This is a genomic window from Pigmentiphaga sp. (assembly GCF_033795525.1).
In the GTDB taxonomy this organism is placed as follows: Bacteria; Pseudomonadota; Gammaproteobacteria; order Burkholderiales; family Burkholderiaceae_B; genus Pigmentiphaga.
This window is the reverse complement of record NZ_JARYGM010000010.1, coordinates 1-20,847: the sequence shown is the minus strand read 5'-3', so window position 1 is coordinate 20,847 and position 20,847 is coordinate 1. Positions and strand designations below refer to the sequence as shown.

Sequence of the window (20,847 nt, the reverse complement as noted above, 5' to 3'; positions counted from 1 at the left end):
CGGCGAATACCCCCAACCTTGGCTTTTCATTTTGCGGTCCGGCCCCTAATATGCGCCTGGGGGAAGCAGGCCGTCGACGAGCCGAGATTCCGGACCGCGCAGAACCGCAACCATAACGCGGACGGACCGGCCGCTTCGCATGGCTTCCCGCCATCGTCCACCCGATCTGGAAGCCACCATGCTAGAGCGCCTATTCAAACTCCGCGACCACGGCACCAATACCCGTACCGAACTGCTGGCAGGAATCACGACCTTCCTGACCATGTCCTACATCATTTTCGTCAACCCCCAGATCTTGTCCACGACGGGAATGGACCGGGGTGCGGTATTCGCCGCTACGTGCCTGGCGGCGGCGATCGGCTCGCTGATGATGGCCTTCGTGGCCAACTACCCCATCGGGATGGCCCCGGGCATGGGCCTGAACGCCTTCTTTGCCTTTACGGTCGTAGCCGGCCTGGGCTTTACCTGGCAACAGGCGCTCGGCGCGGTCTTTATTTCGGGCCTGATTTTCATATTGTTGACGGTTACCGGCGTGCGCGCCTGGCTGATCGCCGGCATTGCACCCTCGCTGCGCAGCGCCATCGCGGCGGGTATTGGCCTGTTCCTCGCGATCATCGCGCTCAGCAGCGCAGGCATCGTCGTGGCCAGCCCGGCCACGCTGGTGACGCTGGGAGACCTCCACAAGCCCGAAGCGCTGCTGGCAATAGCCGGCTTTTTCATCATTGCCGTGCTGGACGCGCTCAAGGTCCGCGGCGCCATCCTGCTGGGCATCCTGATCGTCACCGTGCTGAGCATGGTGGTGGGCATCAATCAATTCCAGGGCATCCTCTCGACGCCGCCGTCTCTTGCTCCGACTTTCCTGCAGCTCGATATCCTCGGGGCGCTGCACGCAGGCTTCCTGCATGTCGTGCTGGTATTCGTGCTGGTCGAGGTGTTCGATGCCACCGGCACCCTGATGGGCGTCGCCAAGCGCGCCGGCCTGCTGGCCGAAGGCAAGAACCGCATCGGCCGCGCCTTGTTCGCCGACAGTACCGCCATCACGGCGGGCTCGCTGCTGGGCACCAGCAGCACCACCGCCTACATCGAAAGCGCCTCGGGCGTGCAGGCGGGCGGCCGCACCGGCCTGACGGCGCTGGTGGTCGGCCTGCTGTTCCTGGCAGCGTTGTTCATCTCGCCGCTGGCCGGTTCGGTGCCGGCCTACGCGACCGCGCCCGCCCTGCTCTATGTGGCCGGTCTAATGATGCGCGAGTTGATCGACATCAAATGGGACGATGTGACGGAGGCCATTCCCGCCGCGTTGACGGCCCTGGCCATGCCCTTCACTTATTCGATTGCGACCGGGCTCGCTTTCGGCTTCATCAGCTACGTGGTACTCAAGGCCTGCTCCGGGCGGGTCCGGGAAATCCATCCCGCCGCATGGCTCATCGCCATTCTGTTCGTGATCCGCTTCACTTTCACGGCCGGCGGCTGACAGCCCACCGGTCAGTTCCGGGCGGCCTCGCTAGATTCCGGGGCCGCCTTGGCGACCTGCGTATCGTCCTCATCGGCAAACAACGTGCAGGCGCCCTGCTCGGCGCTGCTGACCGACTTGCGCAGGTTCCCGAACAGGTCCCGGCCCACGCCGCGATGATGCGGACGCAAATCAGGCAGGGACGCGGGCGGGCGGGCGTCGAGGTCTGCCTGCACTTCCAGCACGCCGCGCACCGTGTCCAACCGCACCCGATCCCCGGTTCGCACGCGCCCGATCGCTCCCCCCTTGAGCGCCTCCGGCGTAACGTGGATGGCGGCCGGCACCTTGCCCGATGCACCCGACATCCGGCCATCGGTCACCAAGGCGACCTTGAACCCCCGCCCCTGCAATACGGAAAGCGTCGGCGTCAGTTTGTGCAGCTCCGGCATGCCGTTGGCTGCCGGCCCTTGCCACGGCACGACGGCAACGAAATCGCGCTCCAGCTCGCCGCGCCGGAAAGCCTCCAGCACTTCGTCCTGGTCGTTGAAGACGATGGCCGGCGCTTCCACCACCTGGTGTTCCGGGGCCACCGCCGAAATCTTGATGACCGAGCGTCCGATATTGCCGGTCAGCACGCGTAGCCCGCCATTGGGAGAAAACGGCCTGTCGATGGGCCGGACGATGCTTTCGTCCCGGGACGCCTCGGCCCCCTCTCGCCAGGCGAGCGTCCCATCGCGCAGATAAGGCTCACGGCAATAGGCATCCAGCCCGCGACCCACAATAGTGTTCACATCCTCGTGCAGCAGATTGCCCTGGCGCAGCTGGCGAATGACGAATTGCAGGCCGCCGGCATCCCGGAATCCGTTCACATCGGCCTTGCCGTTGGGATAGACGCGGGCCAGCAGCGGCACGACTTTGGACAAATCCTCGAAATCGTCCCAGTTCAGTTCAATGCGCGCCGCCCTTGCCATGGCCACCAGGTGCATGGTGTGGTTGGTGGACCCGCCAGTCGCCATGAGCCCGACGATCCCGTTGACAAAGGCTTTTTCGTCCAGCACGTCGCATATCGGCGTGTAGCGGCCGCCACCGTGCCACAGCGATACCGCGTGCCGCGCCGCCTCGCGCGTTAGGGCTTCACGCAGCGGGGTATAGGGATTGACGAACGAGGCGCCCGGCAGATGCAGCCCCATGAACTCCATCAGCATCTGGTTGGAATTGGCCGTACCGTAGAAGGTGCAGGTTCCCGGGCCATGGTAGGCACGGCTTTCCGCCTCCAGCAATTCTTCGTGGCCGACCTTGCCTTCGGCGTACAGTTGCCGGATCCGCCCCTTCTCGTCGTTGGCCACCCCCGTCGTCATGGGGCCGCCGGGCACGAAGACCGCGGGCAGGTGACCGAATGCCAATGCGCCGATGACCAGGCCCGGCACGATCTTGTCGCATATGCCAAGGTAGAGTGCCGCATCGAACATCTGGTGCGACAGCGCCACGGCGGTGGCCATTGCAATGACGTCGCGCGAGAACAGCGATAGCTCCATGCCTTCCTGGCCCTGGGTCACGCCGTCGCACATGGCCGGTACTCCGCCCGCGAACTGGGCCGTGGCGCCCACTTCAAGCGCGGCTTCCTTGAGCCAGGGGGGAAATTCGGCGAACGGCTGGTGGGCCGACAGCATGTCGTTGTAGGCCGACACAATGGCCACGTTGGGCCGCTCCAGGACTTTCAGGAGGACCTTGGCCCGCTCCGGCATGGCGGCAAAACCATGGGCCAGGTTGGTACACGAGAGCTGGCCGCGCTGGACCCGGGACCCGGCCCGGCCGCGCGTTTCCTCCAGCCATAGGCGCCGCCGCTCCCCGCCGCGCGCGATGATGCGATCCGTGACTTCCTGCACTACAGGATGCAAAGACATGACGTGCTTCCTCCGAATCCAGGCAAGATGTTGCCGCGTCATGGAACGTCGCATGCCGCGGCCGCGGACCGGCCCGTGACGCAAATATCGAGCCTGCCCGCCGGCGGCGCGCGTCGCAGCCCCGGCGCGGCACGGCCTAGCCCTCGAGCGTTTTCAGCCGGCGCAGTTGAGGAAACAATACCATCCACAGCAACGCAACCGCGATCGTGCCGGCACCCCCGATCAGTACCGCGGGCACCACGCCGAACAGCGCGGCCGTCACGCCCGACTCGAACTCGCCCAACTGGTTCGATGTCCCCACGAACAGGGAGTTCACCGCGCTCACCCGTCCCAGCATCTCGGCCGGGGTCTGCAACTGGACCAGCGTGAAACGGATCACCACGCTGATGACATCGGCCGCACCCAGCACGAACAACGCCGCCATCGATAGCCCCAAGTGCGTCGATAATCCGAAAACGACGGTTGCCAATCCGAAGACGCCCAGGGAAGCGAACAAGACCCGCCCCACGTTCCGCTGGACGGGGAAATGCGCCAGGACTACCGACATGGCCAGCGCCCCGAGGGCCGGCGAGGTCCGCAGCAACCCCAACCCCCACGGCCCGGTATGCAGGATGTCGCGTGCGTAGATGGGCAACAGCGCAGTGGCGCCTCCCAGGAGCACGGCGAACAGGTCGAGCGACAACGTTCCCAGTATGACGGGACGGCTGCGGATGAAGGCGATCCCGGAGAACACGGACTTGAGCGTAACCGGCTCGCGCGTCGGAACGCTGCGTTCGGTACGGATGAACGCCACGAGTACCGCTCCGATGCAAAAGAACGCGCAGGCCACGACATAGGCTGTCATCGACCCCAGCCCGTAAAGCAAGCCGCCCAGGGCAGGACCGAGAATATGGGCCGTCTGGGTGGCGGACGTGGACCAGGCCGCCGCCTGGGGAATGAGGGCGCGCGGGACGACTCCCTGCACCAGCGCCGCCATGGTCGGAGACTCGAAGGCCCGGGCCGCACCACCCAGCGCCACCAGCGCAAGAATGGCATCGCGCGTCAACCATCCCTGCAACGTACCGATGGCCAATACGCCGGCCGCCAGTGATTCCACTGCCATGCAAATGCTGGCGATGGCCCGCCGGTCGTAGCGGTCCGCCACATGGCCGACGACGAAAGTCAGCAGGACCATGGGCACGAACTGCGCCAGGCCCACCAGCCCCAGGTCGAAAGCGCTGCCCGTGATCTCATAGACCTGCCATCCCACCGCCACGGACAGCATCTGGAAAGACAGGGTCGACATGACCCGGCCGAACCAGAAAAGAACAAAGGGAGGATGGCGTGCAACGGAACCGGGCGGCTCCGGGTTACTTTCCGAACTCATCGCCCATCTCTTGAGCACGATGAGCGGCAGCCTGCATGGCACGCACCACGGTTTGCCTGAACCCGGCCTGTGCCAGGACATCGAGGGCAGCCGCGGTGGTGCCCCCCTTCGAGGTCACGCGTTCGCGCAGCACTTCAGGCGGTTCGGAGGAGGATGCCGCGAGGCGGGTAGCGCCGGCCAGCGTGGCCAGCGCCAGAGCACGCGATTGGCCGGCATCCAGGCCCACGGCCCGCCCCCCTTCGACCAAGGCCTCGAGGAACAGGAACACGTAGGCCGGCCCGCTGCCCGACAAGGCGGTCACGCCGTCCAGATCGGACTCGCGCTCGACCCAGACAGTTTCTCCCACGGCTTTCAGCACGGATTCAGCCAAGGCCCGGTCATCCTGGCCCACGCCGTCGAGCGCTGCCAAGCCGGTAATTCCTTGGCCGATCAGCGCCGGCGTATTGGGCATGCAGCGCACGATACGCGGCCAGGCGCTGCCTTCCGCCCCCAGCCACCGAGCCAGGTCCGCCGCCCGGATGCCCGCGGCGATGCTGATGACCAGACTGTCCTTGAGCCACGGCCGGGTCGCGGCGGCCACCTCTTTCATGACCTGCGGCTTGACCGCGTAGACCCAGACCTTGCAGCGCGACAAGATCTCGTCAGGGCCGGCCGCCACCGTCGCTCCGCGCTCTGCCCATGACTGGCGCAGGGTGTCGTTCACTTCCACGACGTGGATGTTGCCCATGGGGCAGAACTTGCCCGCGAGGCCCGAAATGAGGGCGGCGGCCATATTGCCGCCACCGATGAATGCAATCGAGAGTTCTGGGTTCATGACAGTTCCAAAGGAAAGCCGGGACGGCCGGGCTGGCTCGTTCAGGAGGAGTAATCGCGGGCGCCGAAAATGGCGGTGCCGACCCTGACGATAGAGGCGCCGGCCGCCACGGCGGCCTCCAGGTCGTCCGACATGCCCATGGACAGCGTATCCAGGTCCATTCCGGCGCGGTTGAGGTCTTGCAGCAGCGTGGCCAGCCGCGCGAATACCTCCCGTTGACGCGCCGGGTCCTGCTGCGGCGCCGGGATGCACATGAGTCCGCGCAGGCGCACCCGGGGCAAGCCCTGGATGGACGTCGCGAGCGCGAGGGCTTCCCCGGGCGCCACGCCGCTTTTGGTGGGCTGGGCGTCGATATTGACCTGTATGCACAATTGCAGGTCGGCCATGCCCGCAGGCCGGTGGTCGGACAAGCGCTGGGCAATCTTGAGCCGGTCGATGCTATGGACCCAGTCGAAGTGCATGGCAACGAGCCGGGCCTTGTTGCTCTGCAGGGGACCGATGAAGTGCCATTCCGAATCGCCGCGCAGGTCTTCCAGCGCGGCCAGCTTGGCCACGGCTTCCTGCACGTAGCTTTCGCCGAATGCGCGCTGCCCGGCACGATGAGCCTGCCGGACCGCCTCCGGCGGAAAGGTCTTGGATACCGCCAGCAGCGCGATGCCGCCGGGGTCCCGGCCGCAGGCCTGGGCGGCGCGTTCTATGCGGCGGCGGACGGTGTCTATGTTGTCGGCGATGGACGACATGGCGGCGGCACAAAGCGACGATTATATAGGCCGGCACGTCGGCAAGCCCGCAGGCCGCGCCCTAGTTGAGCAGCGTAGTCTGGACGAAGATACCCGCGAATACCGCGAACCCGAACCAGGTGTTGTGCAGGAACGCCCGGAAGCACGCGGCCCGGTCCCGGTTCCGTATCCACCACAGGTGGCGCACGGCCACGGCCGCTGCGCCGGCCAGTCCGGCGGCAAAGGCCCAGCCGTAGTCCAGCATGGCGCCCACCGCGCCCAGCAGCGCCAACGTGGCGGCATAGCACAGCCCCACCGCCACGACGTCCCATTTTCCGAACGTAATCGCCGAGGTACGCAGGCCCAGCTTGAGGTCGTCGGGCCGGTCGACCATGGCATATTCGGTGTCATAGGCCACCGCCCAGAAGATGTTGGCCGCCAGCATGATCCAGCCTTCCAGCGGAACCGTTTCCAGCACCGCCGCGTAGGCCATGGGAATGCCGAAGCCGAAGGCAATGCCCAGGTACGCTTGGGGAATGGCAAAAAAGCGCTTGAACTTGGGATAGCTGGCGGCCAGGAAAACGGCAACCACAGACAAGGCCCAGACCAAGGTATTCATGGGCAGGATCAACAGGAACGACACCAAGGCCAGCGCGATCGCCACGCCCACGGCCTCGCCCGGCGTGATCAGTCCGGAGGTCAGCACCCGGTCCCGGGTACGCTCGACATGCAGGTCGACATCGCGGTCGAAGTAATCGTTGATCGCGCATCCGGCCGAACGCATCAAGGCCGTGCCCACCACGAACGCGAAGACGAAATACCACGAGGGCCGGCCATTGCTCGCGGCCCACAATGCCCATAGCGTGGGCCACACCAGCAGCAGTATGCCTATGGGCTTGTCGATCCGCACCAGGCGGGCATAGAGCGACAGGCGTTGGGAGAGCGTCAGGGGCAGCGAGCGGTTCATCCCCATATGGTAGCAAGGAGGCGGCAAGCAGGGTGCCGCCGGCACTCCCGCCCTGGCGCTCCCGCGGTACCGCCCGGGAATGCTAGAGGGACCGCAGCGCGAAACGCTTGAGCTTGCCGGTCTCGGTGCGCGGCAACGCGTCGACGAAACGGATCACGCGTGGATATTTGTAAGGCGCGATGGTTTGCTTGACGTGCTCCTGCAGCACCTTGGCGAGCGCTTCGCCAGCCTGCACGCCAGGGCGCAGCACCACGAATGCGGTCACGACCTGCCCGCGCTCCTCGTCGGGCACGCCCACCACCCCGCACTCGGCCACGGCCTCGTGCTGCAGCAGCGCGCTTTCCACCTCGGGGCCGGCGATGTTGTAGCCGGCGGAAATGATCATATCGTCCGTGCGGGCCTGGTAATAGAGATAGCCGTCCTCGTCCATCACGAAAGAGTCGCCGGTCAGGTTCCACCCCTGCTGGACGACATTCGCCTGTCTCTCGTCTGCCAGGTATTTGCACCCCGTCGGGCCGCGCACGGCCAGCTTGCCTATCGTCCCGGGAGGCACCGGGCGCATTTCGTCGTCGACGATCCGCACTTCGTAGCCCGGTACGACCTTGCCGATGGCGCCGCGGCGGACCTGGTCGCCGGCACTGGAAATGAAAATATGGATCATTTCCGTGCTGCCTATACCGTCGGTCATCTCGACCCCGGTGGCCTGCTTCCAGCTTTGCCGTGTCGCATCAGGCAGCGCCTCGCCGGCCGATACCGCATGACGCACGCTGGATATGTCGTAGCCATCGGCCAGAGCCGCCATTTGGCGATAGAAGGTCGGCGCCGTGAACACGATCGTTGCGCGCGTCGCCTGGATCGTTTCCAGCAGTGCCGCAGGCGTCAGCTTCTCGGCCAGGACCGTCGAGGCCCCTACCCGCAAGGGAAAGCACAGCATTCCTCCCAATCCGAAGGTAAAAGCCAGCGGGGGCGTGCCGCAGAAGATATCGTCGGGCCGCGCCTCCAGAATATAGCGGGGGAACAGATCGCACATGGCCAGCACGTCACGATGGAAGTGCATGCAGCCTTTCGGACTGCCGGTAGTGCCGCTGGTGAAAGCGATCAGGCAGACATCGTCGGACGCCGTGTCGCACGGCGAAAAAGGCACCGGTTTGTTCCGGGCAAGGCTTTCCAGCGACTCCGGACCATCATCGTTGAAGAACCGGACCTGAGCCAACGTCGGGCAATGCCATGCCCCTTCCCGCATGCAGGCCTCCAGCTCGTCGCGCAGGCGCACGTCGCACAGCGCGGCCCTTACCTGGGCCCTGTCGAGGATGGGCTTGAGCTCGGCGGCGCGCAGCAGCGGCATGGTCGGGACCGCTACCATGCCGGCTTTGATGGTCGCCAGCAGGGCCACGGCCATAGCAGGGTTGTTCGGCCCGCGCAGCAATACCCGGTTGCCCGCCACCAGTCCCATGTCCTCCGTCAGGACCCGGGCCAGGCGGTCGACCCGCTCCTGCAACTCACGGTAGCGGATGACTGTCAGCTTGCCATCGATGAAAGTCTGGATGGCTGGCCGGTCGCCGTGTCCTGCCGCTACCGCCCCATCGACCAATTCTGCAGCGCAATTGAACCGCGCGGGATAGCGAACGGCGGGGTGATCGAGCAGGAAATCCGGCCAGGCTTCGGGGGGCGGAAGATGGTCTCGCGCAAACGTATCGAGATGTCCCGAGCGTTCCATGGTTCCTCTCCAGCAGTGGGCGGTCCGCACGGCCGCGCAGCAGTGTGATCGAGATTAATTTAGCCTAAAATTTTTAAACTTCAAATAATTTTTGAACTCACTGCCCCGAGCCAGAAAGAAAAAAATCCCTGCATCGCCGCGGCAATGCAGGGATCTCTGGACAGGCCGGCTCAGGGCGGCGCAAGTCCCGCCCCGGCCAACGAAGAAGCGGTCTACTGCAGCAGGCTGCGCAGCATCCAGGCCGTTTTTTCGTGGTATTCCAGGCGCTGAGTCAGCAGGTCGGCCGTAGGCTCGTCGCTCGCGGCGTCAGCCACTTTCAGGATGGAACGCGCGGTCTTGGCGACCCCTTCGTGCCCCACGACCAGCTGGCGCACCATTTCCAGCGCCTCGGGCACGTCGGCCGGTTCGCTCACGGTACTGAGCTTGGCGAATTCGCGGTAGGTGCCCGGAGCAAAGTGGCCGAGGGCACGGATGCGCTCGGCCACGTCGTCGATGGAGTTCCACAACTCGGTGTACTGGGTCATGAACATTGCATGCAGGGTGTTGAACATCGGCCCCGTCACGTTCCAGTGGAAGTTGTGCGTCATGAGGTAGAGCGTGTAGGTATCGGCCAGCAGCTTGGACAAACCTCCCGCCACCGCGGCGCGGTCTTTGTCCGAGATGCCGATATCGATGCGTGGGGCGCCCGTCGTCGAACGAACGGCACCCGTGCCTGCACTGCTTCCGTTTTTCTTGGGGCTTGCTTTCTTTGCCATTGCCATATCTCCCTTTCAAGGTCGGAACCACAATCACAGAATACTAGATCGGGATGAATCGCGACATTACAAGCGCATCCCGGGTACTGCCTTGCCTCAGTCCGCCTGTTCGGCCTGGTGGATCATGGTCACGCCATTCAGGCTGCACGCCTGGATCGCGGTGATGAGTGTCTCGATAGCGGCGGTGCGCGGAAAGCTCTTGCGCCACGCGAGCACCACGCGCCTGTCGGGCACCGGTTCTTCGAACGGGATATAGCGCAACAGGTCCCGTTCGTCGGGCTGGACAGGCACCGAGGATATGGGGAGCACGGTGATGCCTATGCCGGATGCGACCATGTGCCGGATGGTTTCCAGCGAAGACCCCTCGAAGGTTCGTTGTATGCCCTCGTTGGTCGCCGAAAAGCGCGACAGTTCCGGACATACCTCCAGCACCTGGTCCCTGAAGCAATGCCCGCTGCCCAGCAGCAGCATCGTCTCGCTCTTGAGCTCTTCGGCATCGACCTTGCCGCGTCTGGCCAGGGGATGGTCCTTGGGCACAGCCACCACGAAGGGTTCGTCGTACAACGGCTGTATCGCCAAGCCGGCGTCCGGAAGCGGCAGCGCCATGATGGCACAGTCGATCTCGCCCTGCCGCAGCAGCTCCAGCAGCCTGACAGTGAAGTACTCCTGCAGCAACAGCGGCATCTGCGGGGCGATCTCGAGCAGTTTCGGCACGAGCTGCGGGAGCAGGTAGGGGCCGATGGTGTAGATCACGCCCAGCCTCAATGCACCGGACAAGGGATCGTGGCCCTGTTTGGCGATCTCCTTCAGGTTCGCGCTTTCTTCCAGGACCTTCTGGGCCTGAGCGACGATGCGCTGGCCGATGGGCGTGACGCCCACCTCCGTGCCGCCGCGCTCGAACAAGGTCACGCCAAGCTCGTCTTCCAGCTTGCGTATGGCCACCGACAGCGTGGGCTGGCTGACGAAACATGCCTCGGCTGCCCGGCCGAAATGCCGCTCGCGGGCCACCGCCACGATGTACTTCAGTTCTGTCAGTGTCATGAGTCGCCTCTCTTCAAGCTTTGAGGAAGTCTTCCCGCCCGCGCATCCAACGCGCCAGGTGGTCCGATACGACGTCCGCAGCATGCGCCTGCAATTCGGCTGCCGCTTCGTGCGCCTGCTCGGCAATCCCGAGGTCCTGCTCCAGGTCGGCAAAGCGCATCAGCGCGAGCCCGGACTGCCGCACGCCCAGGAACTCCCCGGGGCCGCGCAGCTCGAGGTCGCGACGCGCGATCTCGAAGCCATCGGTGGTTTCATGCATCGTCCGCAGCCGCGCCTTGGCCACCTGCGACAAAGGCGCCTGGTACAACAGGACGCACACCGACTCGGCCGCTCCACGGCCAACGCGCCCGCGCAACTGGTGCAGCTGCGCCAAGCCGAAGCGCTCGGCATGCTCGATCACCATGAGCGAGGCGTTGGGAACGTCCACGCCCACCTCGATGACCGTCGTGGCGACAAGCAGGTCCAGCTCGCCGTCCTTGAATGCCTGCATCACGGCGGCCTTTTCGGACGTGGGCAGCCGCCCGTGCACGAGCCCGACGCGCAGTTCCGGCAACGCTTGGCGCAGCGCCTCGAAGGTATCGACCGCCGTCTGCAGCTCCAGCGTCTCGCTCTCCTCGACCAGAGGACAGACCCAGTACACCTGGCGGCCGGTCTTCACCGCTGCGCGTATGCGGGCCACCACTTCGTCGCGCCGCGTATCCGACAGGAGCTTGGTAATGACCGGGACACGCCCGGGGGGCAGTTCGTCGATGACCGATACGTCCAAATCGGCAAAGAAGGTCATGGCCAGCGTGCGGGGAATGGGCGTGGCGGACATCATCAGCTGGTGAGGGAAGATTTCGTCCCCGCCGCCTTTGTTGCGCAGCGCCAGGCGCTGGCCGACGCCGAAGCGATGCTGTTCATCGACAATGGACAAGCCCAGGCGCGCGAACTGCACATGCTGCTGGATCAGTGCCTGGGTCCCTACCGCCAATTGCGCCTCGCCGCTTTCTATCATGGCCACGGCCTCCCGGCGCGCCTTCGCCGTCAGGCTGCCGGTCAGCCAGGCCACTTTCACCGACAACGGCTCCAGCCAATCCACCAGCTTGCGGAAATGCTGCTCGGCAAGAATCTCGGTAGGCGCCATCAGCGCCGCCTGGAACCCATTGTCGATGGCCTGGGCGGCGGCCAACGCGGCCACGACGGTCTTGCCACTGCCTACGTCGCCCTGCAGCAGGCGCTGCATGGGATGCGGCCGCGCAAGATCGCCAGCGATTTCCTCGCGCACGCGTTGTTGCGCGCCCGTCAGCTCGAAGGGCAGCGCCAGCAGCAGGCGAGCCACCAACCCATCGCGCGCCGTCGAACGAGCCAGCGGTGGAGCCCGCTTTTCCAGCCGCGCCGCACGCGCCCGGGCCAGCGACAACTGCTGGGCCAGCAGCTCGTCGAACTTGATGCGCAGCCATGCCGGGTGGGCACGGTCCATCAATGACTGAGTCTCGACCTCGGGCGGCGGTGCGTGCAGCAGGCGCACGGCTTGCTCGAACGGCATGAGTCCGTAGCGCTGCAAAAGCCCGGGCGGCAAGGTATCGCGCAGGTCCGCCTGCTCCAGCGCCTGGGCGATGGCCTTGCGCAAGGTCGTCTGCGGCAGGCCTTCGGTCGTCGGGTAGACGGGCGTCAAGCGATCCGGCAACGGCGTATCGTCATCCGCGACGGTGGTCCGCGGATGCACCATCTCCATGCCGAAAAAACCGCCCCGTGCCTCGCCGCGCGCACGTATCCGCCTCCCCTCGGCCAGTTGTTTCTGCTGGCTGGGATAGAAGTTCAGGAAACGCAGGCTCAGCTCGCCGGTGTCGTCCTGGATGGCGACGATCAATTGCCGCCGCGGCCGATAGGTCACCTCGGATCGCGTCACGACGCCTTCGACCTGCGCCCACATGCCGGGCAGCAGTTGGCCGATGGGCGTCAACCGCGTCTCATCCTCGTAGCGGATGGGCAGGTGCAGGATCAGATCCTCGGGACCGCGCAGGCCCAGCTTGCGCATCTTGCGCTGCTGCGGCGTCAGCTCGGCATCGTCGGGCGCGACGGCTCGCAAAACCATGGTCTCCGGCGATCAGACGACCAATACGGCCTCGACTTCGAACTCGGCGCCCTTCGGCAAGGCCGCCACGCCTACCGTGGAACGCGCCGGAAACGGCTGGGGAATCCGCTGCGCCATGATCTCGTTGACCGTGCCAAAGCGGGACAGGTCGGTGAGGAACAGCGTGAGCTTGACGATCTGCTCCGGCGTGCCGCCCGCCTCCCGCACCACCGCTTCCATGTTGGCAAAGGCCTGCCGGACCTGGGCTTCGAAGCTGGAGGTCTCCAGTTCGCCGGTGGCCGGCACCAGGCCTATCTGGCCCGACAAATAAACGGTGCGGCCCGCGGCCGGCACCGCCACCGCCTGGGAATAAGGACCGACGGCCGCGGGCGCGGCGTCGGTATGGATGATGTGCTTGCTCATGCTTGCCTCGTGGTCTCGGTTGGACGCCAGCCCGCGCCCCTGCGTGTAAAGCTATCAGAAATTCGATTGCAATAGTGGCGAGCCGCGGGAAGGGGTAACAATTTCCCTTGTTGCTAGAATGGGTTTCAAAGCACGATTTGCCGGGTAAGCGTACGCTGCGCGCCGCAGAACGAAGAAACAAGCAGCAGGAACCCTCTGAATGAAAGCATCCTCATGGCGCGAGCGGCTGCTGGGCAAGGCCCGCGATCCGCTGTCGCCCGACACCCGGCACTCCATCGCTCTTGCGGCTTTCCTGGCCTGGGTCGGACTGGGGGCGGACGGCCTGTCGTCGTCTTCGTATGGCCCCGAAGAAGCCTTCCGGGCCCTCGGCACCCACACGCATCTGGCGCTGTTCCTGGCCATCGCCACGGCCATCACGGTCTTTGTCGTGGCGCTGGCCTACAACCAGGTCATCGAACTGTTCCCGACCGGTGGCGGCGGCTATCGGGTCTCAACTGCCCTGCTCGGCCCCACCGCCGGCCTGGTATCGGGCTCGGCCCTGATCGTCGACTACGTCCTGACCATTGCCATTTCGGTCGCCAGCGGCACCGATGCACTGTTTTCCCTGCTGCCCACGCACTGGCAGCCGTTCAAACTGTGGACCGCCTGCTTCATGGTGGTCGTGTTGCTGTGGCTCAACCTGCGCGGCGCCAAAGAAAGCATCAAGGTGCTGTTGCCTATCTTCGCGGGCTTCGTCGTCACGCACGCCGCGCTGATCGCATGGGGCATCTTCGCCCACGCCGAGGGCTTGCCCCTGCTGATTCCCGATACGCTGCGCGAAGTACGGGACTTCTCGCAAGAGGCCGGATGGTTCGTCGTACTGGCGGTGTTCCTGAAAGCCTATTCGCTGGGCGGCGGCACCTACACCGGGATCGAAGCAGTGTCGAACAACGTCGACCGCCTGGCCGAACCGGTCGTCCATACCGGCAAGCTGACCATGCTGCTCATGGCCACGAGCCTGGCATTCACCGCCGGCGGGATCATCCTGCTCTACCTGCTGTGGAACGCGGTGCCGGTAGAAGGCCAGACCTTGAATGCAGTGGTCTTTGGCAACGTGCTGGCGGAAATGGGATTCAACGACGGCAATCTGTTCGCGGCGCTGACCATCGTGCTGGCCTTCGAGGCCGGCCTGCTGTTCGTCGCCGCCAATACGGGATTCCTGGGCGGCCCGTCGGTACTGTCCAACATGGCGGCCGATTCCTGGATGCCGCACCGCTTCCGCTACCTGTCGAATCGCCTGGTCACGGAAAACGGCATATTGCTGATGGGCATCGCGGCCTTCGCCATCCTTCTGCTGACAGGGGGTAACGTATCGGTGCTGGTGGTGCTGTATTCGATCAACGTATTCCTGACCTTCACGCTGTCGCTGGCGGGACTCTCACGGTACTGGATCCGCAACCGCCACAAGCCCACCCATAAAAAGCACTGGCGCCGGAGATTGGCATTGTCCCTGGTGGCGCTCGCCATCACCAGCTCCATCCTGATCGTGACGGTCGTCGAAAAATTCTTCGAGGGCGGCTGGGCCACCCTGCTCATTACCAGCGTGCTGATCGTCATCTGCCTGGGCATCCGCGCGCATTACCGGGAAATCCGGCGTCGCATCGCGCTGATCGACGATATCTTCGCGAACCAGACCTTCGGCTCGGACTGTTCTCCACCCTCGCTCGATCCCCAGGCGCCCACCGCTGCGTTCCTGGTCGGATCGAGCCGCGGCGGGGGCCTGCATGCGCTGCTGTGGGTACAGCGCATGTTTCCCGACCACTTCAAGAATTTTGTCTTCATCAACGCCCGGACCGTGGACGCGCAGGTCTACGGCGGCCAGGAAGCGATGGAGGCGATGAAGCTCCAGGCCACGACCTCGCTCAAGTTCTTCGAGCGCTTCTGCAACAGCTACGGCATGGCGGCCACCAGCAGACTGGGATTCGGCACCGACGCCGTGCAGACCCTTGAAAAACTGATAACCGAAGTCCTACAGGAATATCCGAACACCATCGTGTTCGCCAGCAAACTGGTGTTCAAGCGCGAGAACTTCATCACCCGCCTGCTGCACAACCAGGCCATCAATTCCTTGCAGCGGCGCATGCATATCAACGGCCAGCAATTGATGGTGCTACCGATGCTGATCGACTAGGCCGGGCGCGGTATCCTTACAGCTGGCCGCCCACATGGCCCAAGGAACCGCCTGCCCATGCTTCGATTCGAACACCTCATCCAGATCAACGACCCGCTGGTCCCGCTGTTGACGCCGCTCACCCGCGAGCAGATCTGGCGCGGGCTTTTCATACGGGCCCACCAGCCCACCGAATTCGTCATGGGTCTGGAGAGTTGCGTCATCGAGGACGAAATGGTCCACGCCGGCCAGACCGTGCTCAAGCGTGTGCTGGATTTCGGCCCCTTCCAGGTCCACGACGAAGTCACCCTGATCCCGATGGAAGAAGTGAGCGTCCTGGCCTCGGCGACGGAGCTGTGGCCGCGCAGTACCGCCACCGTGCGTATCGAGGAACCCGAGCCGGAAGCCTTGTTCCTGCGCTTCATCTATGAACTGGACCTGGCGGAAGGCCACAGCGACCTCGACGAAACGGTGGTCAACCTGCGCAAACAGGCCTACATCGCGGCCGACATGGATACCGTCCAGCGTATCCGCGAACTGGCCGAATCGGGCAAGCTGCTGCACTGAGGCAGCCTGGCGCCGCAGCCAGCCGACATGAAAACGGGGCCCCGTTGGCCCCGTTTCCATTTTCCCGGCGCAGCCGGTGGGCGAATTGGTTACTTCTCGACGAACGCGCGCTCGACCACGTAGTCGCCGGCGTGGCCAGTAGCCTCGGACACCTTGAACCCCAGCCCGTCCAGAATGGCGCTGACATCGGCCAGCATATGGGGGCTGCCGCACAGCATGGCCCGGTCATGCTCGGGATTGACGGGCGGCAGGCCAACGTCGGAAGCCAGCTTGCCGCTGGTCAGCAATTCCGTGATCCGGCCCTGGTTGCGGAACGGCTCGCGCGTGACGGTGGGATAGTAGACGAGCTTATCGCGCACCATGTCGCCGAAGTATTCGTTGTTCGGCAATTCGTTGCTGATGTAGTCGGCGTAGGCCAGTTCGCTGATCCAGCGCACGCCGTGCACCAGCACCACCTTCTCGAAGCGCTCGTATACCTCGGGATCCTTGATGATGCTCATGAACGGGGCGAGGCCAGTGCCGGTGCCGAACAGATAGAGGTTCTTGCCCGGCAGCAGGTCGTCCACGACCAGCGTGCCGACGGGCTTGCGGCTGACCAGGATGGAATCGCCTTCTTTCAGATGCTGCAGGCGCGACGTGAGCGGACCGTTGGGCACCTTGATGCTGAGGAACTCAAGGTGCTCTTCGTAGTTGGCGCTGGCGATGCTGTAGGCGCGCATGAGCGGCTTGCCGTCGACTTCCAGGCCGATCATGACGAAGTGGCCGTTATGGAACCGCAGCGCGGGATCGCGCGTGGTCCTGAAGCTGAAAAGCGTGTCGTTCCAGTGGTGAACGCTCGTAACGCGTTCGGTGTTGAAAGCGGCCATAGCCTAAAGCATCCCATCTAGGTAGTCGGGCCAGTTTACCAAACCGTGACCTGACTTCAGAACGTAAACCCTAGATTTTATGCGGATTAGCGGGCAGTACGGCGAAAATCGCGGCGGGTTATGAATGGGCGTTTTAAGCTTATTCCCGCGGATGGATGAGAACGCACGGTAGATTCACCGGTGCAAATCGTTGCACATGGCACAGATCGCTCAAACTACGGAGGTACGTCGCGTGCCATGCTGGCGGCAGCCCGCAAGCGCGGTGTCTCGTCCCTTCGGGAGCCCAAACGATGACCGCCATGATGAAAGCCGCCGTATTCGTCGCCCCTGGCCGTATCGAGATCGCGGACAAGGCCATACCCGAGGTCGGACCCAACGATGCACTCGTGCGCATCACGACCACGACCATCTGCGGCACGGACATACACATCCTGAAAGGCGAATATCCCGTGGCTCCGGGCCTGACGGTGGGACACGAGCCGGTGGGCGTCATCGAGAGGCTCGGGAGCGCCGTGAGCGGCTACCAGGAAGGGCAACGTGTCGTCGCCGGGGCGATCTGCCCCAACTTCAATTCGTACGCGGCGCAAGACGGCGTGCCCTCGCAGGATGGGAGCTACCTGGTGCCGCAGGGACTTTGCGGCTGCCACGGCTATAAGGCCACGGCAGGATGGCGCTTCGGGAATATGATCGACGGCACGCAGGCCGAGTACGTGCTGGTTCCCGATGCTCAGGCCAACCTCGCGCCCATTCCTGACGGCTTGACCGACGAGCAGGTACTCATGTGCCCCGACATCATGTCGACGGGATTCAAGGGCGCGGAAAACGCCAACATCCGGATTGGCGACACCATTGCCGTCTTCGCCCAGGGTCCCATCGGCCTGTGCGCCACGGCCGGCGCACGGCTATTGGGTGCAACCACCATCATCGCCGTCGACGGAAACGCGCACAGGCTCGACATCGCGCGCCAGATGGGGGCGGACGTCACGCTCAACTTCAAGGAATGCGACGTCATCGGCGAAATCATGAAGCTCACGGGTGGCCGCGGCGTGGACGCCTCGATCGAGGCGCTGGGCACCCAATCGACGTTCGAGTCCGCCCTGCGCGTACTCAAGCCGGGAGGCACGCTTTCCAGCCTGGGCGTCTATTCCGAGGACTTGACGATTCCGCTCTCGGCGTTTGCCGCCGGGCTTGGCGACCACAAGATCAATACCGCGCTTTGCCCGGGCGGCAAGGAACGCATGCGCCGTCTGATCAACGTCCTGGAATCGGGACGCCTTGACTTGGGGCCCCTGGTGACGCACCAGTTCAAGCTCGATGACATCGTCGCGGCCTACGACCTGTTTGGCCACCAGCGAGACAACGTCCTGAAGGTGGCGATCAAGCCCCATTGAGCGGGCGCAAAAACAACACAAGGCGCTGCGTGTGGCTACGCAGCGCCTTGTTTGTGGCGTTAAGCATAAGTTTGCCGGGGAGTAAGGCATAACTTTGCCGGTCGGTAAGGTTAGTTCCTGAGGGCGGTGCCTTATGAGCGTCAGGCGCGTTAAGGCATAAATTTTCCTATTGGAACGGAATCAAGCATGACTTTGCCGAAAAGTTGGCAGTGAAAAATTCCTACTATTGCTTGGGTGTTTATGGGGGCAGACTATCAGGACGCCCTTGGCCCCGCTTGAGGCTCCGTGCGCCATTTTGGCTTAGGTGTACGCGGCCCGAACACCTGCCGATGCAACACGGCTCCGTTGATGGATGGCACCAAGACAGCCTGATGCACGGGTGAGACTTCGGCAAATTGTTTAATCAGATACTCTTGGCCCGGACCTTGTGAGATCACGGCGTTGTACCCAAACCTGCATGTTTGAGCGTTGACGTGCTCCACCCACGTGTCGTCAGGGGCATCACCGTGTAGGAGTCCTTTAGCTGCATAGGCCTCTTGGTACTGAGTGCCTCCAAGCAAAAGCAGGGTCGGGCTAATTGGAAACTGAAGCGTAATTGGCCCATCCGGACTCAGCGTGTATGGGAGCTGGTTTTCGAAGGGCTGGGATGGGTCAAACCATGCAACGGGGTTGTCGCTCGTCAAGAACGCGCGTGACGTTGCGTTGTGGATTGCTACCAGGCCGATCTTGTCAAAGATCGGGCCCATACCTTGAATGATCGTCCCCATGGCATGGATGCTTTGGTGCGGATCAATGGCTACCTTAACTAGGTCAGGGAGGTTTTCAAGCCCCTTCGGTGGGGGAGGAAGGGCGCCCGCAGCCAGCATGGTCTTCATCGTAGCTTTGACAGTCGAAGCGAGCGCTGCTTCGATAGCATCGCGGCTCGCTGGGACTCGGGCCCGCTGCAAAGCCATGAATTGAAAGATGGCTTCCAAGCTATTGTTGACATTCTCCCTTCGATGGAGTTTAGCGACAATCTGCGGCCAGTCGCTTTCTATCTCAGAGAAGAAGTCCTCCAAGGTATTGTTGTCCACACCGCCGTCTGGTGTTGGTTGGGAGTAGTAATACCCCTGGAACTGCGTCGCGTCTGGTGCAACCCGTAGGGGCTCGTCGGGCTTGTCCTTCCGATAGACGAGCAGCCGTCCTGCATTGTCGCAGAACGCTTTGAGGTAGGCTTTAGGAACGAAATGGTGTCTTTTCTTCTGTGTCATTTTCTATCTCGAAAAATCCATCTCGGCCTCACTCTGCTCTCGATGCCAGTTTTTCCAAGTGGCCTGTTCTTGCTGGTAGTCGGCCAGGCTCACCCTTCTGAGGAGGATAAGAGGAACATCGCTTTCCTCTTTGTCGAAAACGTAGCGGTGGGCATGTCCAATGATGATCCTTCGGATCTGCTGCGCAGTGGCTACATCGAGCACCGTGCCTCTCGGCCAACTTCTTCGACCTACGAAGTTGTGTAGCAGATGTTTGGGGCTGAGCGGCATGAAAATATCGCACTTGGGAACCCCCCAGCCTCCGCCATAGGTGTAGTTATCAGCACTCATGTATCTGAGCTTGACGACGGGTTGGTCGGTCGTCGGCCATGAGATGTCGCCTGGTGCGCGAACGATAGTCCAACGGTTATCTGGGACCTTCTTGATCGTTTCGGTCAAGAGGTGCCGTAGGCTCCACAGCCAGAGGCTTCTTCCAACGACTATTTCGGTTCGGATGGTTCCATCCCCATTCGGATTCTTTTCGGTGATGACCTTGACTGGAAAGGCGCCCGAAGGATCGGGTTCTGGCGTCGGAAGCCTGGTACCAGTCCTGACTGCTTCTTCGAGATCTCTGACGGAGTTCTCAAGGGTCTCGTTCATGAGTGCAGGTAGAGTCTCCTGCTGTCTGGCCAAGAAGTCCATCAAATTCGCTGGGGTGCGTACATCCTGAGCAACGGTGAAACGGATCAGGGCCTTCCAATGTTCCGCGGTCATCCGCTCATCATTGACTGCCCGTCGTATGGCTTCTGTAGCAGGGTGTTCAAACTCCTGGGCAAGCCATCGTTCGAACTCGTCCGTTTCTTCCTGGCCAATCAGGCGGGTGTACAGATGCTGGTGGTGACCTGCTCTGAGAAATTCGCGCCACACGGTGTTTGAGAAAATAGCTTCCGACGCGAGAAGGAAGCGAGATGAAGAAGGCAAGGTACAGCGAAGAGCAGATTGTGCGGATACTGCGTGAGGCCGACCGGGACCCGGTGGCCGATGTGGCCAAGCGGCACGGGGTGAGCGAGCAGAGCATCTACGGCTGGCGCAAGCGGTTCGGGGAGTTTGGCGTGGACGAAGTGCGCCGGCTCAAGGAAGTCGAGGCCGAGAACGCACGACTGCGCAAGCTGCTAGTCGAGCGGGACCTGGAGATCGAGGTGATGAAGGAGGTCAGCCGCCGAAAGTGGTGAGCGTACAGGTTCGGCAGGAGCAGGCCCGGCTGGCTTGCTCGCTGGGGGTATCCCAGCGCCGAGCCTGTACGCTATATGAAGTATCCCGTTCGGGGTTGCGCTACGAGCCTACCAAGGCACACAAGGACGCGCCGGTGGTGGCGAGGATGAAGGCGCTCTCGGCGCAGTATCCCCGGTATGGGTATCGGCGGATCAGCATAT

General features: G+C 63.5%; 17 protein-coding genes and 1 pseudogene. 5 read left to right on the top strand and 13 right to left on the bottom strand.

Annotated features, from left to right (window positions below; all coding sequences use genetic code 11):
* Positions 1-178: 178 nt before the first annotated feature.
* Entirely contained in the window at positions 179-1,471 is a 1,293-nt protein-coding gene (locus QHC78_RS17645) for an NCS2 family permease (protein ID WP_319746874.1), read from the top strand.
* Between the two features lie 11 nt (positions 1,472-1,482).
* On the opposite strand, the gene edd is transcribed toward QHC78_RS17645, so the two are convergent.
* The 10 genes from edd to QHC78_RS17595 all read right to left on the bottom strand — a co-directional run bounded on the left by edd (position 1,483) and on the right by QHC78_RS17595 (position 13,212).
* On the bottom strand, positions 1,483-3,354 hold the full coding sequence (gene edd, locus QHC78_RS17640; RefSeq protein ID WP_319746873.1) for a phosphogluconate dehydratase: 1,872 nt from the start codon (positions 3,352-3,354) through the stop codon (positions 1,483-1,485).
* Positions 3,355-3,490: 136 nt separating this feature from the next.
* Positions 3,491-4,720 (bottom strand): MFS transporter, encoded by a 1,230-nt coding sequence (locus QHC78_RS17635; RefSeq protein ID WP_319746872.1) that lies wholly within the window; start codon positions 4,718-4,720, stop codon positions 3,491-3,493.
* On the bottom strand, positions 4,704-5,534 hold the full coding sequence (gene proC / locus QHC78_RS17630; protein WP_319746870.1) for a pyrroline-5-carboxylate reductase: 831 nt from the start codon (positions 5,532-5,534) through the stop codon (positions 4,704-4,706). Before proC ends, QHC78_RS17635 begins: the two co-directional genes overlap by 17 nt.
* Before the next feature lie 41 nt (positions 5,535-5,575).
* Complete coding sequence (locus QHC78_RS17625; RefSeq protein ID WP_319746867.1) at positions 5,576-6,274, bottom strand: YggS family pyridoxal phosphate-dependent enzyme; 699 nt, start codon at positions 6,272-6,274, stop codon at positions 5,576-5,578.
* Positions 6,275-6,335: 61 nt separating this feature from the next.
* Positions 6,336-7,220 (bottom strand): 4-hydroxybenzoate octaprenyltransferase, encoded by an 885-nt coding sequence (ubiA, locus tag QHC78_RS17620; RefSeq protein WP_319746864.1) that lies wholly within the window; start codon positions 7,218-7,220, stop codon positions 6,336-6,338.
* Between the two features lie 82 nt (positions 7,221-7,302).
* Positions 7,303-8,937, bottom strand: a complete 1,635-nt coding sequence (locus QHC78_RS17615; RefSeq protein WP_319746863.1) for a benzoate-CoA ligase family protein — start codon at positions 8,935-8,937, stop codon at positions 7,303-7,305.
* A 212-nt stretch (positions 8,938-9,149) separates the two neighbouring features.
* Positions 9,150-9,692 (bottom strand): Dps family protein, encoded by a 543-nt coding sequence (locus tag QHC78_RS17610; RefSeq protein ID WP_319746861.1) that lies wholly within the window; start codon positions 9,690-9,692, stop codon positions 9,150-9,152.
* A 96-nt stretch (positions 9,693-9,788) separates the two neighbouring features.
* Positions 9,789-10,733: a LysR substrate-binding domain-containing protein gene (locus QHC78_RS17605; RefSeq protein ID WP_319746858.1), complete on the bottom strand. Its 945-nt coding sequence runs from the start codon at positions 10,731-10,733 to the stop codon at positions 9,789-9,791.
* Between the two features lie 13 nt (positions 10,734-10,746).
* Complete coding sequence (recG, locus tag QHC78_RS17600; RefSeq protein ID WP_413816486.1) at positions 10,747-12,753, bottom strand: ATP-dependent DNA helicase RecG; 2,007 nt, start codon at positions 12,751-12,753, stop codon at positions 10,747-10,749.
* 69 nt (positions 12,754-12,822) lie between these two features.
* On the bottom strand, positions 12,823-13,212 hold the full coding sequence (locus tag QHC78_RS17595) for a Rid family detoxifying hydrolase (RefSeq protein ID WP_319746856.1): 390 nt from the start codon (positions 13,210-13,212) through the stop codon (positions 12,823-12,825).
* A 199-nt stretch (positions 13,213-13,411) separates the two neighbouring features.
* Between QHC78_RS17595 and QHC78_RS17590 the strand changes: the two genes are divergently transcribed.
* Both QHC78_RS17590 and QHC78_RS17585 read left to right on the top strand, forming a co-directional pair.
* Positions 13,412-15,382, top strand: a complete 1,971-nt coding sequence (locus tag QHC78_RS17590; RefSeq protein WP_319746854.1) for an APC family permease — start codon at positions 13,412-13,414, stop codon at positions 15,380-15,382.
* Between the two features lie 57 nt (positions 15,383-15,439).
* The gene (locus QHC78_RS17585) at positions 15,440-15,928 is read left to right on the top strand and encodes an SRPBCC family protein (RefSeq protein ID WP_319746852.1); all 489 of its coding nucleotides are present in this window, start codon (positions 15,440-15,442) and stop codon (positions 15,926-15,928) included.
* Between the two features lie 89 nt (positions 15,929-16,017).
* Here QHC78_RS17585 and QHC78_RS17580 read toward each other — a convergent pair whose 3' ends face one another.
* Positions 16,018-16,794, bottom strand: coding sequence for a ferredoxin--NADP reductase (locus QHC78_RS17580; protein ID WP_319746850.1), 777 nt, complete (start codon positions 16,792-16,794; stop codon positions 16,018-16,020).
* A gap of 290 nt (positions 16,795-17,084) precedes the next feature.
* Between QHC78_RS17580 and QHC78_RS17575 the strand changes: the two genes are divergently transcribed.
* Positions 17,085-18,185 (top strand): NAD(P)-dependent alcohol dehydrogenase, encoded by a 1,101-nt coding sequence (locus tag QHC78_RS17575; protein ID WP_319746848.1) that lies wholly within the window; start codon positions 17,085-17,087, stop codon positions 18,183-18,185.
* Positions 18,186-18,439: 254 nt separating this feature from the next.
* Here QHC78_RS17575 and QHC78_RS17570 read toward each other — a convergent pair whose 3' ends face one another.
* Positions 18,440-19,435, bottom strand: a complete 996-nt coding sequence (locus QHC78_RS17570; RefSeq protein WP_319746845.1) for a DUF4238 domain-containing protein — start codon at positions 19,433-19,435, stop codon at positions 18,440-18,442.
* A 3-nt stretch (positions 19,436-19,438) separates the two neighbouring features.
* On the bottom strand, positions 19,439-20,395 hold the full coding sequence (locus QHC78_RS17565; RefSeq protein ID WP_319746843.1) for a DUF4238 domain-containing protein: 957 nt from the start codon (positions 20,393-20,395) through the stop codon (positions 19,439-19,441).
* Here QHC78_RS17565 and QHC78_RS17560 point away from each other — a divergent pair.
* Positions 20,383-20,847: pseudogene (locus QHC78_RS17560) on the top strand (transposase); the annotation flags it as partial. The gene QHC78_RS17565 and the pseudogene QHC78_RS17560 sit on opposite strands and share 13 nt — an antisense overlap.

Coding starts and splice junctions, on each gene's coding strand:
- recG (WP_413816486.1), bottom strand. CDS start 12,753: ATGCGCAAGCTGGGCCTGCGCGGTCCCGAGGATCTGATCCTGCACCTG.
- proC (WP_319746870.1), bottom strand. CDS start 5,534: ATGAACCCAGAACTCTCGATTGCATTCATCGGTGGCGGCAATATGGCC.
- QHC78_RS17605 (WP_319746858.1), bottom strand. CDS start 10,733: ATGACACTGACAGAACTGAAGTACATCGTGGCGGTGGCCCGCGAGCGG.
- QHC78_RS17625 (WP_319746867.1), bottom strand. CDS start 6,274: ATGTCGTCCATCGCCGACAACATAGACACCGTCCGCCGCCGCATAGAA.
- QHC78_RS17610 (WP_319746861.1), bottom strand. CDS start 9,692: ATGGCAAAGAAAGCAAGCCCCAAGAAAAACGGAAGCAGTGCAGGCACG.
- QHC78_RS17590 (WP_319746854.1), top strand. CDS start 13,412: ATGAAAGCATCCTCATGGCGCGAGCGGCTGCTGGGCAAGGCCCGCGAT.
- QHC78_RS17575 (WP_319746848.1), top strand. CDS start 17,085: ATGACCGCCATGATGAAAGCCGCCGTATTCGTCGCCCCTGGCCGTATC.
- QHC78_RS17615 (WP_319746863.1), bottom strand. CDS start 8,937: ATGGAACGCTCGGGACATCTCGATACGTTTGCGCGAGACCATCTTCCG.
- QHC78_RS17585 (WP_319746852.1), top strand. CDS start 15,440: ATGCTTCGATTCGAACACCTCATCCAGATCAACGACCCGCTGGTCCCG.
- QHC78_RS17570 (WP_319746845.1), bottom strand. CDS start 19,435: ATGACACAGAAGAAAAGACACCATTTCGTTCCTAAAGCCTACCTCAAA.
- QHC78_RS17635 (WP_319746872.1), bottom strand. CDS start 4,720: ATGAGTTCGGAAAGTAACCCGGAGCCGCCCGGTTCCGTTGCACGCCAT.
- edd (WP_319746873.1), bottom strand. CDS start 3,354: ATGTCTTTGCATCCTGTAGTGCAGGAAGTCACGGATCGCATCATCGCG.
- QHC78_RS17580 (WP_319746850.1), bottom strand. CDS start 16,794: ATGGCCGCTTTCAACACCGAACGCGTTACGAGCGTTCACCACTGGAAC.
- ubiA (WP_319746864.1), bottom strand. CDS start 7,220: ATGAACCGCTCGCTGCCCCTGACGCTCTCCCAACGCCTGTCGCTCTAT.
- QHC78_RS17645 (WP_319746874.1), top strand. CDS start 179: ATGCTAGAGCGCCTATTCAAACTCCGCGACCACGGCACCAATACCCGT.
- QHC78_RS17595 (WP_319746856.1), bottom strand. CDS start 13,212: ATGAGCAAGCACATCATCCATACCGACGCCGCGCCCGCGGCCGTCGGT.